Below are 15,464 nucleotides of genomic sequence, written 5' to 3'. Positions count from 1 at the left end.
ATGGCCGAATCGGAGGAGTATGCGTCTGCTCGCGGGGGGAATGGCCCAGCTCTGAGGCATTGAATGGCATTGACACCAACCCCGTGGGCTGGTTCTATTTCAAGTATTGACCGTAAATCGGGTCAAAACTACCAACTTAACCAGGAAAAGATGCTGATGACGACCGACGTCAAGGCCGGCCCCGCCGTCGGGCAGTACGAATTGAGCCATCTGCGCTCGCTTGAGGCCGAGGCGATCCACATCATTCGAGAGGTGGCCGCCGAGTTCGAGCGGCCGGTGCTGCTGTTTTCCGGCGGTAAAGACTCGATCGTCATGTTGCATCTGGCGCTCAAGGCTTTTCGGCCCGGGCGGCTGCCGTTCCCGGTGATGCACGTGGACACCGGCCACAATTTCGACGAAGTCCTGGAGACCCGCGACGAGTTGGTCGCCGAGGCCGGGGTGCGGCTGGTGGTCGCCTCGGTGCAGGACGACATCGACGCCGGCCGGGTGGTGGAGACCATTCCCTCGCGCAACCCGCTGCAGACCGTGACGCTGCTGAGGGCCATCGCGGAGAACAAGTTCGACGCCGCGTTCGGCGGAGCCCGGCGCGATGAGGAGAAGGCGCGCGCGAAGGAACGGGTGTTCAGCTTCCGCGACGAGTTCGGCCAGTGGGACCCGAAGGCTCAGCGGCCCGAGTTGTGGAACCTCTACAACGGTCGGCACCACAAGGGCGAGCACATCCGGGTGTTCCCGCTGTCCAACTGGACCGAGTTCGACATCTGGTCCTACATCGGCGCCGAGAAAGTGAAGTTGCCGTCGATCTACTTCGCCCACCGCCGCAAGGTTTTTCAGCGCGACGGGATGCTGTTGGCCGTGCACCGCCACCTGCAGCCGCGCGCCGACGAGCCGGTCTTCGAGACCTCGGTACGGTTCCGCACCGTCGGCGACGTCACCTGCACCGGCTGTGTGGAGTCGCGGGCGTCCACCGTCTCGGAGGTCATTGCCGAGACCGCGGTGTCCCGGCTGACCGAACGTGGCGCAACCAGGGCCGACGACCGGATATCGGAGGCGGGCATGGAAGACCGCAAGCGGCAGGGGTACTTCTGATGACGACGCTATTGCGCCTTGCGACAGCCGGTTCCGTCGACGACGGCAAGTCCACGCTGATCGGACGACTGCTCTACGACTCCAAGGCGGTGATGGAGGACCAGTGGGCGTCGGTGGAGAAGACGTCGCGCGAACGTGGCCATGAGTACACCGACCTCGCCCTGGTCACCGACGGCCTGCGCGCCGAGCGCGAGCAGGGCATCACCATCGACGTCGCGTACCGCTATTTCGCCACTCCCAAGCGGAAATTCATCATCGCCGACACCCCGGGGCACATTCAGTACACCCGCAACATGGTGACCGGTGCGTCCACGGCGCAGTTGGTGATCGTGCTCGTCGACGCCCGTCACGGCCTGCTCGAGCAGTCCCGCCGGCATGCGTTCCTGGCGTCGCTGCTGGGCATTCAGCACATCGTGCTGGCCGTCAACAAGATGGACCTGATCGGTTGGGACAAAGAGAAATTCGAGACGATCCGGGACGAGTTCCACGCGTTTGCGGCGCGTCTGGACGTGCAGGATGTCGCCACCATCCCGATGTCCGCCCTGCACGGCGACAACGTGGTGACCAAGTCCGAGAAGACGCCGTGGTACGAGGGGCCGGCGTTGTTGTCGCACCTCGAAGAGGTCTTCATCGCCGGTGACCGGAACCTGGTGGACGTGCGGTTCCCCGTTCAGTACGTCATCCGGCCCCACACGCATGAGCATCAGGACCACCGCAGTTATGCGGGGACCGTGGCCAGTGGCGTGATGCGGCCCGGCGACGAGGTGGTGGTGCTGCCGGTCGGCAAGTCCACCCGCGTCGCCGCGATTGAGGGGCCCAATGGGCCGGTGGCAGAGGCGTTTCCGCCGATGGCTGTGTCGGTGAGCCTGTCCGACGACATCGACATCTCGCGCGGCGACATGATCGCCCGCACCAACAACCAGCCCAGGGTCGCCCAGCAGTTCGACGCGACGGTGTGCTGGATGGCCGACGGGTCGGCGCTCGAGCCCGGCCGCGATTACCTCATCAAGCACACCACCCGAACCACCCGGGCACGGATCACCGCATTGGACTACCGGCTCGACGTCAACACCCTGCACCGCGACAAGACGGCAACGGCACTCAAGCTCAACGAACTCGGCCGTGTCTCCTTGCGCACCCAGGTGCCGCTCCTGCTCGACGAGTACTCCCGCAACGCCAGCACCGGCTCGTTCATCCTCATCGATCCTGTCACCAACGGCACGGTGGCGGCGGGCATGGTGTTGCGTGACGCCGCAGCCCAGAAGGCCAGCCCCAACACCGTCCGGCACAAGTCCCTCGTCAGCGCCACTGATCGCGCGATTCGGGGTAGGACGGTGTGGCTCACCGGGTTGTCCGGAGCGGGCAAGTCGTCGGTGGCCATGCTGGTCGAGCAGAAGCTGCTCGAAAAAGGCATTCCCGCTTATGTTCTCGACGGTGACAACCTGCGCCACGGCCTGAACGCCGACCTGGGCTTCAGCATGGCTGACCGGGCGGAGAACCTGCGTCGGCTGGCGCATGTGGCAACGCTGCTGGCCGATTCGGGCCAAATCGTGCTGGTGCCGGCGATCAGCCCGCTCAGCGAGCACCGTGAGATGGCCCGGAAGGTCCATGCCGACGCGGGATTCCCGTTCTTCGAGGTGTTTTGCGACACCCCGCTCAAGGAGTGTGAACGGCGCGACCCAAAGGGGTTGTACGCCAAGGCCCGGGCGGGGGAGATCACGCACTTCACCGGGATCGACAGCCCGTATCAGCGGCCCAAGAACCCGGATCTGCGGCTCACCTCGGATCGCAGTGTCGAAGAGCAGGCGCAGAGTGTGATCGAGATGCTGGAGCTGCGGGCGTAGCGGACCGAGCCAGGCTGGCACAATCCTGGGCATGCGGATGTCGGCCAAGGCGGAGTACGCCGTGCGGGCGATGGTCCAGCTCGCGACGGTTCCCACCGGCACGCTGGTGAAGACCGACGAGTTGGCCCAGGCTCAGGGCATTCCACCGCAATTCCTGGTAGACATTCTGACCAACCTGCGCACCGACCGGCTGGTACGCAGCCACCGGGGACGGGAGGGCGGGTACGAACTCGCCCGTCCGGCAAGCGAGATAAGCATCGCCGACGTATTGCGGTGCATTGACGGACCGTTGGCCAGCGTCCGCGACATCGGGCTGGGCGACCTGCCCTATTCCGGTCCGACCGTGGCGCTGACCGACGTCTGGCGTGCGCTGCGTGCCAGCATGCGCTCGGTGCTGGAAGGAACCACGGTCGCCGACGTCGCCACCGGCACCCTGCCCGAGCATGTCTCCAAGATGGCCGACGACTATCGCGATCAGGAGAGCCGGCGGCACGGCGCCCGCGGTTAGCCGCCCGAACCGTACGGCCGGGTGAGGATCTCCATGGCGTGCCCGCCCGGATCGCGGAAGTAGACGCCGCGGCCCCCGTCGCGGGTGTTGATCTCGCCGGGACGCCGGGCGCCGGGATCGGCCCAGTGGGCCAGGCCGCGGGCCTTGATCTTGCCGTAGATCGCGTCGAACTCGGCTTCGGAAACCAGGAAGGCGTAGTGCTGCGGCCGAATCTCCTCACCGTCGGCGACGTCGGCGTAGTCCAGGCTGGCGCCGTGCTCCAGCCCGACGACCAGGAACGGCCCGAACGCCGTCGGGCCGGGCAGCCCGAACAATTCGGTGAGGAACTCTGCGGATTCCCGCTTGTCGCGCGAGGCGACGATGGTGTGGTTGAAGCTGATACCCATAGTTCTCGCCATCCTCCCCTCTTCTGGCTGACGTCCGCCAGCGCCCCGCACACCTTTCGCGAGCGCCCGCGTTTTGCCCGCGACACGCCGCGGCAGTAGTACATTTGGGGACCCTCGCCCCAAGGCTCCAAGACCCCAAGGCCCCAAGGGGCCCACACCCAAGACCTACTTCGGCGCCGTCAACTCCAAGGCAATGTTGTCCGGGTCGCGAAATTCCAGGATGTAGGACGGCCCGATGTCCTTGATGGGCTCGTGTGTAATCCCGAGCTCATCGAGATGTTCTGCCGCAGCATCTAATTCGGCCTTACTGGCGACCCGGAACGCGATGTGGTCCAGTCCGCACCGGTTCTCGTCGAACCGGTCATCGGCCACCGGCCGCAAGCCCAGTAATCCGCCGCCCATGTCGTAGATCACGCCGCCGAACAGAAAGCCCAGCCGACGCCGCGTTGCTTCATCGGCGTTCTCGGGCGCCTCGATGAGCACCGGCCAGTCGAACACGCTCTCGTAGAACCGCCGCGACCGCTCGATGTCGGTGACAGTCAGCCGGACATGCGCAATTGACGAGCTCGTTAAGGCCATCCGCCCCATGCTGCCAGAATCACTTACGTGCAGATAGGTATGACCATGCCCGTGATGGAGCCCGACCTGGACGCGGCGTTGCTGCGGCAGTGGGCGCAGGCGATCGATGAGGGTCCGTTCTCGTCGCTGTGCTGGGGAGAGCGCATCGCCTTCGACAATCCGGACAGCCTGACGCTGCTCGGCGCACTCTCGGCCTGGACCCAGCGGGTACGACTGGTGACGACGGTGATCGTGCCGCAACTACACGACCCGGTCATGCTGGCGAAGGGCCTGGCCACCGGCGACATGCTCAGCGGCGGGCGGCTGACGGTCGGAATCGGTGTCGGCGGCCGGCACGAGGACTACCACGCGGTCAGCGCCGACCCAAAGACGCAGACCATCCGCGGCATGGCCGAGCGTGTCGCGGTGATGAAACGCGTGTGGGCCGGAGAGAAGACCAGCGAGTCGGTGCGGCCGGTGGGGCCCTCGCCCGTCCAGCCTGGTGGCCCGCCCCTGCATGTGGGCACCATCGGGCCCAAGACCGTACGCAGCGCCGCGGCCTGGGCCGACGGTATGGCCGGAACCACCTTGGACCTCGATGTCGGAAAGCAGAACGAGCTGTTCGACGTGGCCCGCACGGCGTGGGCCGAAGCGGGCAAGCCGGCACCTCACCTGGCGACGTCATTCTGGTTCGCGTTCGGCGCGGCCGACGAGGCCCGCGACCAGGTGCATCGGCATCTGCGGCGCTACATGAACTGGATCCCGGCCGAGTATGTCGACGCGATGGCGCCGATGACCGGCTGGGCAGGGACCGAGGACGAACTGGTGGCGGTGTTGCGTCGATTCGCCGACATCGGCACCGACGAGATACAGCTCATCCCCACCAGCTCGGACATTGAGCAGGTGCGTCGCGCGGCCGACGTCGTCGCCGCGTTGTAGTCAGCCCGCGGCCGCTTCGGGGACGGCGGACTGACCCGACGGCCGGCCTTTTCGCAGGGTTGCCAGCAGTTCGCGGTACGGCCCGACCAGATAGACGGTGTCGCCGCCCTCGAGCCGCGCGTCGCGGCGCGGATGCAGCCTGACCTGCCCGTCGGGCCCGGTGATCGCGATGACGCGCGTCTGCGTGGACAGTTCGTGCATGGGCTTGCCGTCGAGCTCGCTGCCCGAGGCGACACACATGCCGCCCACCATGAACGAGCGTTGCCCGACGGAGAACGTCCCCAGTACCTGCAGTCCCATCGCGGCGCCGATGAACCAGGGCGCGGCCAGATCGACCGTTGAGCGGACATTGTCGAATCCGAACCGCTGCGCGACCGCCGAACCCAGCGACCGGTCGTACACCCGCAGCACCAACGGAACGTCCTTGCGGTGCAGCCTGCGGTGCGACCGGGTGCTCAACATCTCACGCAGGACGATGCCGACCTCGATGTTGACCATGTCGTCCTGGGTCAGCACCGCCACCGCACGAGCCTTCTCGATCCCGGCATATTCCAGCGTTTGGCGCAGCGTCGCGTCGCCGAAGATGACCGGGACGTCGAGTTCTGCCGCCGCGGCCAGGTAGCGGTTGTTCTCGTCGAGCTCGATGACGGCGACGTCGCGGCCCGCAGCGACAAGATCGCTGACCACGCGGCTCCCGAAGGAACCCAGCCCGACGACGATGATGTGGTTGCGCATATGGCGCACCCGGGAGCGCCCGGCCGAGCGGACAAAGCGGCGCGACAACAGCAGGTCGGCGATGAAGGCGACCAGCAGCGCCGTGGTGGTGACACCGGCGAACATCAACATGATGCTGAACAGCCGCAGCCAGATTGGCTGGTTGAAGAAGTTGAAGTCGCCGTATCCGACCGTCGCGATCGTTTCGGTGGTGAAATACAACGCGTCGATCCAACTCATGCCCGGCATCTGATAGCAGTAGCGCAGCAATACGGTCGACCCCACCAGCAGCGCCAGCGCCGCCCCCAGTGCCCGGAAGAACATCGGGTTCACTTCGTCACGCAGGGTGCGGGCGGCGTCGAGGCCACGGTGTATCCGAGGCCGGCCGGAGCGGTTGTACACCGGCCGGGGAACCGCGATGCCGCGTGCGGCCACCTCCTCCGCGGTGCCGATCATCGCGGTCCAGTCACCGGTGTGAACTTCTAGATCCCGTCCCGGGCACGCGACGACCTCGCCGGGTGCCGGTGAGTCCTTGCCCCCGATCACCGCCACCGGCGCCAGATCGCCGTAGATCTCGCGCAGCGTGGCGTCCCGCGGCGCCTCGGATCTCGAGACCACGAATTGAATGCCGGCCGCCTCGAACGGGTGTGCAGTGTAGGCCAGCACCGATTCGACCACCGACGGTGCGGCCAGGTCGGCGACGTCGAGAATCGCACCCGGCCCGTTGTCGGCGGCCATCGCCTCGCGCAGCACATCGTTGGCGAGGCGGGCGACCACCCGAACATGGGGATTGGCTTTGCGTGCGAGCAAAGCGATTTCGAGGTTTTTGGCGTCGTCGTCGCCCACGCAGACCACGGCGTCGGCGTTGGTGAGGTCGACCCCGGCCAGGTTGTCGCCGGTCAGCATCGCCACGTTGGCGCCGACCTTGTTGAGTTCCTCGATGATCGTCGCAGCCAACGCGTCGTCACCGCTGACGATGATATGGCGCACCATGTCCCGCCCGCTCCGCCATGAGTTGTCCCGCATGAACACCCGCTCCTGATGACATGGACGCCGGCCGGCTTATTGACTATCGGTCACCGCGCCGGATGACGCCAGCAAGACGCGCTGATGCGCCGAGCCGGAACTCATCTTCGTCGGGAGCAGGACTGGCTGCAATCGCGGGCTGTCGCGGCCGCCGCGTCGATGCACTCTCGTCGAAGGTCAGTATCACCGGCGCCTACGTGGACCCCGGGTCGCAGCGCGACCAGTCGACACCGGCCCAATACTGTCCATGTGCCTACCATCGAACCCGTTGCGTCCCGCGAGGTCTACCGCAATCCATGGATGGTCCTGCGCGAGGACGACGTCCGCCGGCCCGACGGCAGCCCGGGCATCTACGCCGTGGTGGACAAGCCGACCTACGCACTCGTGATGCCGTACGAAGCAGGGCGATTCCGGTTGGTCGAGCAGTTCCGCTATCCCGTCGCTGCGCGCCGTTGGGAGTTCCCCCAGGGCACCGCCCCGGATTTGGCCGACCTGGAACCCGCCGCGCTCGCCGAGCGGGAGTTGCGCGAGGAGACCGGGCTGCGCGCCACGACGTTCGAGGCCCTGGGTCAGCTCGACGTGGCGCCCGGGATGACCGGTCAGCGCGGCTGGGTGTTCCTGGCCACCGGAGTATCAGAGGGGGACGCGGAGCGCGAGCACGAGGAGCAGGACATGCGCAGCGCCTGGTTCCCGCGCGAGGAGGTCGAGACGATGATGCGCGGCGGGGTGATCGTCGACGCGCAGTCGATTGCGGCTTACGGCCTGTTTCTGTTGCACGGGCGGTGACCGTGCGGGCGGGACGCGCTCATCGCACCGTCGGCCGGACGGGCGCGATGAAGTTCGAATTCGGCTGAGCGCGATCGTGTCCGTGCCGATATCCCGTTGCGTCATCCGGCCGGCAGCATGGACACGGTGCCGGTGGGATGGAAGTGCGCATTGCTCGCCGTCGTCGTCTCGGCGTTCGGCGTGCCTACCGCGCACGCGGCGACACCGTCGTGGAACGGCAAGTACTCGTTGGTCAGGTACGCCGTGGACAAGACCGGGACCAGCGTCGCCGCCGGCCAGGCCGAATCCACCTTCAGTGCCGACTACGTCTTCTCGACGACGTGTTCGGCCGCCACGTGTGTCGCCACCGCCAATAACGGGCCCAAACCGGCGAATCCGACGATCACGGTGCCGTCGCACTACACCTGGGACGGCTCCCGGTGGGTCGAGCGCTTCGACTTCCAATGGGATTGCTATATGGGAGAAGGAGTTTCAAAGGTGTGGGCGCCGGCCAAGTCGTGGGCTTTCTACACGCCGCAGTCTGACGGATCGCTGCGTGGCACCTGGCACACCGACATCACCGGCGGTCCGTGTCAGGGCAGCGTCGAAATGCCGGTGGCGGCGTTTCGCGCCGGCGCTTGACGGTCGGTGAACATGGAATCGCCGCCGCACAGGGGCTGCGCGGCGGCGACTGGTGTTGCGGTATCAGGTGGTGGTGACGTACTGCGGGCAGTAAGCGCTGGCGGCGTCGACGGCGAAGGTGTGAGCCCCGCTGCTGCTCAGGCCGGTCCGCTGGGCCACTCCGCTGATTACCTGCTTGCTGGACTGCCCGGCGTCCAGCGCACTGCAGACGGCGTGCGCCTCGCTGATGGCGCGGGCGTTGCTGGGCGGGGTGATGCCGTCGGCCTTGATCTGCGCGATGAAGGCGTCGTCGACCGTGCCCGCGCCGGCGGTGCCGGCCAGTCCGAGTGCGGCCAGACCGAGCGTCGCCGCGGTCAGGGTGGTGCCGGCCAGGGAAGCGGTGAAACGGCGAGTGAACATTGCTATCTCCGTGTTACTGAGGGGTGGTAGACGCTGGTTTGCGTTGAACCAAGCCTCATGCGCACGGCTTGTGAAGTTCTCAATGGATTCTTGATGCGCTGGTGATCAAAGGCCGTGCGCTGACAGCCAGCTCTGCATCCGATCGGCTACCGCGCGCCATCCGGGTTCCAGCATCAGGTCGTGGGCCAGGTTCGGAAAGATTTGCGCCTCAGCCCCGTAAAGCTTTGCGATACTACGGGTTTCGCGTGATGTGACGATGGCGTCGCGCTCGGCGCCGATCACCAGTAGCGGCACGCGATTGACGCGTTGGGTGTCTACCAGGTCGAGGGCGAGCATGTCGAGAAAGGCGCGATACGACTCGTCCTGCAGGCGCCGGTGATAGGAGACGACCTCCCCCTCGGACATCCCTGCAGAGAAGAACAACTCTCTGGCAAGTGCGGGCGAGCTCACCAGCGGTCCCAGCCGCCGTTGCACGTTCACCTTGGCGAACTGCACCGGGTGGCGGCGGGCGATGCGTCCGGTCACCCGCAGCACGCCGCTTGGGCGGATCGACGCCAGCAGTATCGCCCCGGCGGCCGTGTGCTGCGTCAGGTAATGCTGGATCACGAAGCCGCCCATCGAATGCCCGATCACCACCGGCGGCACCGGCAACGACTCAGCCACCTCGGCGACATCGGCGACGTAGTCCTTGATCCGTGCCCCGCGCAGGGTGCCGGGACTTGCGCCGTGGCCGCGCAGACTCGGCGCGACGACGCGGTAGCCGTGGCCCGCGAAGAAATCAAGGAATTGCTCATCCCAACACCACGCCGCATGCCAGGCGCCGTGAACGAACAACAGGGGCACCGGATGCTCCTGGATGGGGCCGCCTTTGTCGATGACGTCGAGCATGCGTCTGTCAGCCGGCGGCGTTGGGCCGCAACGGCGGGCAGCTGCCGCCGTAGTCGGAAGCCAGCTCGAAATGCCAGATCTCGTTGGCATAGATCTGGCACAGCCCATACGCCGAGCCGTTGCGGATGAGCCAGTTGTCGGCGTCGGTGGGGCCGACGTCGACGGCGTGGCCGATGACGTGCTTGGAGGCTTCGGGGGAGGCGACGTACTGGCTGGCGATGGCGGCGCTGCCGTAGCGGGCGACAGCTTCGTTGAACAGTTGCTGCTGAAACTCCGGTGAACGCCAGCCGGAAGTGAGTCCCAGGGTGATGCCGTCGGCCTTGGCGCCGCGTGCGGCCTGCTGAATCGCGGCGAGCAGCGCCGGGTTGAGGCGGCTCACCGCGGGGTCGGCGAGGTCGAAGGCGCTGAGCTCCTGGCCATCGGGCACCCAGCCGCCGGCCGTGTTGTCATCGCCGGGCGCCGCGGCGGCGGGCGCCGGCGGCGCCAAGGCGGCGAGCATGAAACCCGCCGCCGCCGCCATCAGCCATTTCCGAAACATCGCCTTGTACCTTGGCGAGTCCGGTCGGATGAGTCAAGCCGAACCGATCCCTCACGCGGCCAGGACGGTCGACACCAGCGGCTTGAGCGTCTCGAACAGCGGCTGGCGATTCCGCAGGTAGAAGTGGCCGCCGCGCAGGATCTGCACCGAGAAGTCCGCCGTCGTCCGCGACCGCCATTCACGCAGGTCGGCTTCGCTGACCAGGGGGTCCTCGCTGCCGCCGAACACGTGGATCGGGCAGGGCAGTTCCGTGGTGTCCTCCTCCCGGTCGGTCATGCACAGCCGCAGATCGTGTCGGGTGGTGGTGACGGCCCGCTCGTGCAGCGTGGGCCAGCGGGTCAAGCCCGTGGGCCACCCGCCCAGATCCGAGAACAGCGTCACCAGCTGCTCGTCGTCCAGCCCGTCCACCAGGTGCAGCGGTGGGGGGAGGTGCGGGGGGGCGTAGGCGGACAGGAACACCGCGCGGGGGAGCAGCTCGCCCGCTGCTGCCCGCACCGACGCCAGCCGGTAGGCGAGCAGTGCGCCGAAGCTGTGCCCGAAGAACATGTGCGGTTCGTCGAGGTAGGGCCGCAGCTGCTCGTTGACCTCGTCGACGAGGTCACGCAGCGTGCTGAACCGCTCGCGGTTGGCGATCTCGACGGGAATCACCTCGACTGCCGGCGCGAGGGCCTTCTGCCAGGCTTTGAATGTCAGGCTGCCGCCGCCGGCGTGGTGGAAACAGAACATCCGCATGATCGTCGCCTTCTCTCGTGCTGGTGAACACCACGATCACGGAAGCGACTTGAAGGATCCTTGGTGGATTCTTGCCGGGCTCTTGCCGTCTGCCGGTTGACCAACCCGCCCGGTCGCCGCGGAGGGGGCCGGACGCGTCCGACGTCTTGATGCCGACGACGACCTGCCCTGGGATGGGGTGGTCCACCGCGGTGGCGATCGCCAGCGTGATCGTCGTGCCGCCAACGGGTAAACCGCACAGCGTCGAGCCGTCAGGCGGTGAGCCTGCGCTGCACTTCCCGGGTGACATCGAGGTGTTGCTGCACGGTCGCAAGGTCGGCTTCGAGCGTGGTGGCGTCGGGCATTGTCGTGGCGGTGGCATAGCGCGCGACCGCGGCTTCGATCGACTCCACCGTTGCCGTGATGGTCGCGAGCAACTCCTCTCGCGGACGGGGCGCGAGCTGCGCCACGGCGACGAGGTGGTCGTCGAGATCGAGCGCCGTCTGTTCCAGGTCGGCGCGCAGCACCACGGTGGTCCCGGTATCGATGGCGTTGACGGCATGCAGGGCGGCCAACGCGTCGCGCAGTCTGCGGTGCAACCGGGCTTCGGGATCATGCGACACGGCCCATGACCGGGGGGCCCGGGTGGGCCTGCCGGGGATCAACTGATTGGCGGCGGTGAGCGCCCGCTTCTGGCGGTGATTGAGGACGGCCACGATCGCCACCGTCACACCTACGAGGACGGCGAGCATGAGAATCACCCCCGCGGCGATCTCCATCGACTACCTCCTGTGAATGTTGTGGCTGGGCGGCTTACTCGAATGATGGCCGTGTGCGCGGAGATACGACCAGATCGCGATCACCAGAATCACGACCAGAACCGCACACGCGATGGCAATCGCCAGCTTGACCTTGCTCCACGGCCGATCGCCGGCCACCTCACCGGTGAGGCCGTTGATGGCGACCTGGAACGGACGGTTGCTGTACATCACCGTCAGCAGCCAAAGCGGCAGCAGAATGTGCTTGAACCCCAAGTAGTTCCACGTGGTTCGCAGCTGGTGGATCCGCTGTCGGTCACCGCCGATGTCGGAGCGCACGGTGCGTTCGACGGCCTGCTCCATCTCCCGCTTGGCCTCGGGCAGCGCCTGTTCGGCGTCCTTGTCGTAGGTGCGGCACAGGTGGCCGGCGACGAACTCGGGGGAATATGCACGGGCCTGCTCGACGGGCCACGGCTCGAGTTGTTTGATTCTCTTGCGGTTGAGATTTCCGTCGTCGTTGGCCAGCACCGGCAGGTCCGCGAAAACGTTGTTGACCTGGCCGGAAACGCGATACCAGTCCGTCTGCGTCTCGTAGATGGCGTTGCCGTTGTCGTCGGTGCCGGTCCGCACCTGACGGTCCACGCCCCGCTCGCCTTCGTACCAGGTGTCGGTGTTGGCATCGTAGGTGAAATACGCCGTGTACAAGCTGGAGAAGGCGCCGATCTCGCGGTACTTCTTGAAGTCGGTCGGAGCGAACCAGCGCTTGGTGACCCACTTTTCGATGAGCTGGCGGGCCTGCTTCTCGTCGATGCGAAACGGCACCACGCCGTCGACCGGCAGCCGCGCGGGCGCGTTGTGCACATCATCGAGCTGGATCGGCGTCGCACAATAGGGACACTTGGTGGCGGTCAAGGTGCCCGCGAATTCGGTTGTACCGCCGCAGTTCTGACAGGCAACCTCGCGCATACCGGAAAGGTTCGGCCCGCCCTGGCTGCGCTGCATCACCCGCAGTTGTTGCATCGCGCCGCGCAATTCCCGAGAACGGACCGCGGTGTTCGGCGCGGTGATGTCGTAGTAGTTGCCGCAGTTGGGGCAGCGCAGTTTCTGGCTGGCGATGTCGAAGTTGAGCTGACCCCCGCAGGCGGTGCACGGATACGTTCGGGTGCGTTCGGTTTCGTGCAACATCGCCGGGCCGGACGGTGGTCTGGCGAATGGGCGCAGGGGCGGCGGGCTCGCCGCGGGTGGTGGGGCCGGTCGCGGCAGCGGCGGCGGGCTTGGATGCGGTCGCGGCAGCGGCGGGGGGCCTGCGGTTCGCGGGGATAACGGCGGCGGGCCGGCCGGGGGGCCTGCGGTTCGCGGGGGTAACGGCGGCGGCTGCGGATGCGGCGGTCGCGGGCCGCGCACGGGGTCGCCCGGGTAGCTGGTCGTCATTGCTGGGGAAGCGGTGGTGGCGTGCCGGGCAACGGGGGTGGTGTGTTGAACAGCGACTGCAGGGCCGGCACGGTGGACGCCGGGGCCCAGTTCGCCATCCCTTCGGTCCACACGACGGTGTCGCGGGTCAGCTGACCGCTGGCCACGAACTGGCGCAGCGCGTTGACGGGGTACGGGCCGGCAGGCTGACCGGCCTGCTCGAAATGGAAGAGCTGCTGGGTGGGCAGCGGCGGCGGCGATCCCTGCATCGGCGGTTGTTGGGCCGCGGATTGCTGCGGCTGGGCTTGGGGTTGGGCCGCGTTGGCCATCTGAGCCCCCAGCGCGACGCCGAGGCCGGCCTGGATTGCCGAGCCGGCCGCGCCACCGCCCTCGTTCTGCGCGGCGGCCAGCATCGCATCGGCCCTGCGGGCCTGCTCGTAGCGGTTGAGATCGCCGACGTTGTTCAGGAAACCGCTCTCTTCGAGGCCTCGCGCAACGCCGCGAGTCATCGCCTGCTGAATCTCCTCCGGCAGCGAGATCGTCATGGTGACGGCGTCGATGCCCAGGCCGAAAGCCTGCACGCGCTGGGCGACGAACTCGCGCAGCTTGTCGGACAACTCCACCTGGCGGCCCTGCAGGTCGATCGCACCCAGGCCGCTGCCCATGACCATGTCGTTGAACGCCAGGGCGATGTTGCGGCGGATCAACTCGGTGATCTGATCCATGTCGACCACGCTCTGGGTGCCCAGCACCTGACGCAGGAAGACGGTGGGATCGGTCACCCGCACCACCGTGGTGCCGTTGGCCCGCACCTGCACCATCTTGAAGTCGGGGTCCCGCACCGTCACGGGTTGCGGTGTACCCCAACGCAAGTCGGGGTAGGGGCGGGTGTTGATGAAGTAGACCTCGGAGCGGAACGGACTGTTGAATCCGTACTTCCAGCCCTGCAGCGTGCCCAGGATCGGCATGTTCTCACTGGTGAGGGTGTAGTGGCCCGGGTTGAACTGATCGGCCAGCTGCCCCCGGTAGACGAACATCGCCCGCTGGCCCTCCCGGACGATCAGCTGGGCCCCGTTCTTGATCTCGTTGTCATACCGAGGGAAGCGCCACGCCAGCGTGGTATTGGTGTCGTCGAGCCATTCGATGATGTCGACGAACTCGCCCCGGATCATGTCTCGCATGCCCATGGTCTTGGTCCCCTCCTCGGCGCCGCTCAGCGAGCCCGCGCTGCAATTATCCTGGCGAATCTTACGCGGCGCCGCAGCCGGTGAAATGGCTGTTGCCGCGAAGCTCTGCTCCGCCGCAGCGGTGCCGACGACAAGGGTCCGAGGGAGTTCTTGAAGGATTCCTGGAGCGCGCCGCGGCCGCAAATCACCCGGCGATGCCGCGAATGAGATCCGCGGTGCGGTGCGGCTGTTCGATCATCACGAGGTGCCCGGCGGGGGCGACGGTGAGGTGTTCGGCATCGAGGGTCTTGGCCAGCTGGATCTGCTGCGCGCGCCAACGGCGGGTGCGCCAACCGGTGTGGGCGGTGACCACCATGCGCCGCACCGGCGGCAGCGGATGACCGGCTCGAAGTGCGTACAGCTCGGCCGACAGCTCGTGGTAACCGACATATTCGGTGAACAGCGCGGTCAGAAATTCGGGCTCAGTTGCGGCAGTGCATATTTGCGCGCGCATCTGCCCGTCCAGTCCACCGGGGCGTCGTCGTTGCGCCAGCGTGAGGCCGGCGCGGCCCAGCGGGGCACCCAGGCGCAGGGCGTGCAGCAACCGCGCGGCTGCCTGGGCGGCCGTGAGCTTGGCGCGTAACGGCAACGCAAGCCGGCGGTGATCGGCGGCGATGCTGGAATCCAGCAACAGCAGGGCGCGGGTACGCTGCGGGTACAGGCGAGTGAACGCTTCGGCGTAGAAACCGCCGATCGAATGTCCCACCACCACAGCCTGATTCGCACCCGGTACGGCATCCAGGACGGCGGCGATCCGCTTCGCCTCACCCCGAACCGTGCGGCGGCCCGGTCTGCGCGTCACCGACGTGCCGGGCCGATCGAATCGCACCACCGTATGGTCGCCGGCCAGGTCGGCGACGGTGTCGCTCCAGTGCAGAGCCCGGCCGCCGAGGCCGCTGCACAACACCACGATCGGGCCGCTGTGTCCGTCGATGAGGGTGTGCACCCGATATCCGCCGGCCTCGACGTGGGCGCCCCGGCTCACGGGCCGCGGTCGCTTCGTGCGCGGGCTGTGCGAAAGGCGACGTAGATCAGCCACCCCGCGAACGCAGCCAGCTCGGTTCGC

At 67.1% G+C, this 15,464-nt stretch carries 17 protein-coding genes; 6 read left to right on the top strand and 11 right to left on the bottom strand.

Annotated features, from left to right (window positions below):
- Nucleotides 1–156: 156 nt before the first annotated feature.
- Genes cysD through AC5Y7D_RS26900 form a run of 3 tightly spaced genes read left to right on the top strand, consistent with a single transcriptional unit; the run spans nt 157 to nt 3,438 of the window.
- The gene (gene cysD / locus AC5Y7D_RS26910) at nt 157–1,086 is read left to right on the top strand and encodes a sulfate adenylyltransferase subunit CysD (RefSeq protein WP_499928902.1); all 930 of its coding nucleotides are present in this window, start codon (nt 157–159) and stop codon (nt 1,084–1,086) included.
- Nucleotides 1,086–2,930, top strand: a complete 1,845-nt coding sequence (cysC, locus tag AC5Y7D_RS26905) for an adenylyl-sulfate kinase (protein ID WP_499928857.1) — start codon at nt 1,086–1,088, stop codon at nt 2,928–2,930. The genes cysD and cysC overlap by 1 nt, the downstream gene beginning before the upstream one ends.
- Before the next feature lie 31 nt (nt 2,931–2,961).
- Nucleotides 2,962–3,438, top strand: a complete 477-nt coding sequence (locus tag AC5Y7D_RS26900) for an Rrf2 family transcriptional regulator (RefSeq protein ID WP_499928855.1) — start codon at nt 2,962–2,964, stop codon at nt 3,436–3,438.
- Here AC5Y7D_RS26900 and AC5Y7D_RS26895 read toward each other — a convergent pair.
- On the bottom strand, nt 3,435–3,824 hold the full coding sequence (locus AC5Y7D_RS26895; RefSeq protein ID WP_499928900.1) for a VOC family protein: 390 nt from the start codon (nt 3,822–3,824) through the stop codon (nt 3,435–3,437). The genes AC5Y7D_RS26900 and AC5Y7D_RS26895 overlap by 4 nt on opposite strands.
- Before the next feature lie 165 nt (nt 3,825–3,989).
- Nucleotides 3,990–4,403 (bottom strand): VOC family protein, encoded by a 414-nt coding sequence (locus tag AC5Y7D_RS26890; RefSeq protein ID WP_499928853.1) that lies wholly within the window; start codon nt 4,401–4,403, stop codon nt 3,990–3,992.
- A gap of 39 nt (nt 4,404–4,442) precedes the next feature.
- Here AC5Y7D_RS26890 and AC5Y7D_RS26885 point away from each other — a divergent pair, with 39 nt between their 5' ends.
- Nucleotides 4,443–5,321: an LLM class flavin-dependent oxidoreductase gene (locus AC5Y7D_RS26885; RefSeq protein WP_499928851.1), complete on the top strand. Its 879-nt coding sequence runs from the start codon at nt 4,443–4,445 to the stop codon at nt 5,319–5,321.
- Here the strand turns inward: AC5Y7D_RS26885 and AC5Y7D_RS26880 are convergent, their stop codons facing one another.
- A complete protein-coding gene (locus AC5Y7D_RS26880; RefSeq protein ID WP_499928849.1) occupies nt 5,322–7,061 on the bottom strand; it encodes an NAD-binding protein in 1,740 nt (579 codons plus the stop codon).
- A gap of 249 nt (nt 7,062–7,310) precedes the next feature.
- On the opposite strand from AC5Y7D_RS26880, the gene AC5Y7D_RS26875 reads away from it, so the two are divergent.
- Both AC5Y7D_RS26875 and AC5Y7D_RS26870 read left to right on the top strand, forming a co-directional pair.
- Entirely contained in the window at nt 7,311–7,847 is a 537-nt protein-coding gene (locus AC5Y7D_RS26875) for an NUDIX domain-containing protein (protein WP_499928847.1), read from the top strand.
- Nucleotides 7,848–7,979: 132 nt separating this feature from the next.
- Complete coding sequence (locus AC5Y7D_RS26870; RefSeq protein WP_499928898.1) at nt 7,980–8,468, top strand: Rv2253 family sensor-like surface protein; 489 nt, start codon at nt 7,980–7,982, stop codon at nt 8,466–8,468.
- A 63-nt stretch (nt 8,469–8,531) separates the two neighbouring features.
- Here the strand turns inward: AC5Y7D_RS26870 and AC5Y7D_RS26865 are convergent, their stop codons facing one another.
- The 8 genes from AC5Y7D_RS26865 to AC5Y7D_RS26830 form a co-directional block, all read right to left on the bottom strand.
- Nucleotides 8,532–8,867 (bottom strand): DUF732 domain-containing protein, encoded by a 336-nt coding sequence (locus AC5Y7D_RS26865; RefSeq protein WP_499928846.1) that lies wholly within the window; start codon nt 8,865–8,867, stop codon nt 8,532–8,534.
- A 105-nt stretch (nt 8,868–8,972) separates the two neighbouring features.
- Entirely contained in the window at nt 8,973–9,755 is a 783-nt protein-coding gene (locus AC5Y7D_RS26860) for an alpha/beta hydrolase (RefSeq protein WP_499928844.1), read from the bottom strand.
- A 7-nt stretch (nt 9,756–9,762) separates the two neighbouring features.
- A complete protein-coding gene (locus AC5Y7D_RS26855) occupies nt 9,763–10,293 on the bottom strand; it encodes a M15 family metallopeptidase (protein WP_499928842.1) in 531 nt (176 codons plus the stop codon).
- Nucleotides 10,294–10,344: 51 nt separating this feature from the next.
- Complete coding sequence (locus tag AC5Y7D_RS26850) at nt 10,345–11,025, bottom strand: thioesterase II family protein (RefSeq protein WP_499928840.1); 681 nt, start codon at nt 11,023–11,025, stop codon at nt 10,345–10,347.
- 251 nt (nt 11,026–11,276) lie between these two features.
- On the bottom strand, nt 11,277–11,783 hold the full coding sequence (locus AC5Y7D_RS26845; RefSeq protein WP_499928838.1) for a hypothetical protein: 507 nt from the start codon (nt 11,781–11,783) through the stop codon (nt 11,277–11,279).
- A 3-nt stretch (nt 11,784–11,786) separates the two neighbouring features.
- Nucleotides 11,787–12,947 carry a TFIIB-type zinc ribbon-containing protein gene (locus AC5Y7D_RS26840; RefSeq protein WP_499928836.1) on the bottom strand — a complete coding sequence of 387 codons (1,161 nt, stop codon included), beginning with the start codon at nt 12,945–12,947 and terminating at the stop codon, nt 11,787–11,789.
- Between the two features lie 242 nt (nt 12,948–13,189).
- Nucleotides 13,190–14,359, bottom strand: coding sequence for an SPFH domain-containing protein (locus AC5Y7D_RS26835; RefSeq protein ID WP_499928834.1), 1,170 nt, complete (start codon nt 14,357–14,359; stop codon nt 13,190–13,192).
- Nucleotides 14,360–14,543: 184 nt separating this feature from the next.
- Nucleotides 14,544–15,383, bottom strand: coding sequence for an alpha/beta hydrolase (locus AC5Y7D_RS26830; RefSeq protein WP_499928833.1), 840 nt, complete (start codon nt 15,381–15,383; stop codon nt 14,544–14,546).
- Nucleotides 15,384–15,464: the final 81 nt, after the last annotated feature.

This window comes from Mycobacterium sp. NGS49 (genome assembly GCF_059812565.1).
Note: the sequence above shows the minus strand (reverse complement) of the source record. Positions and strands in the feature narration are given on the sequence as shown.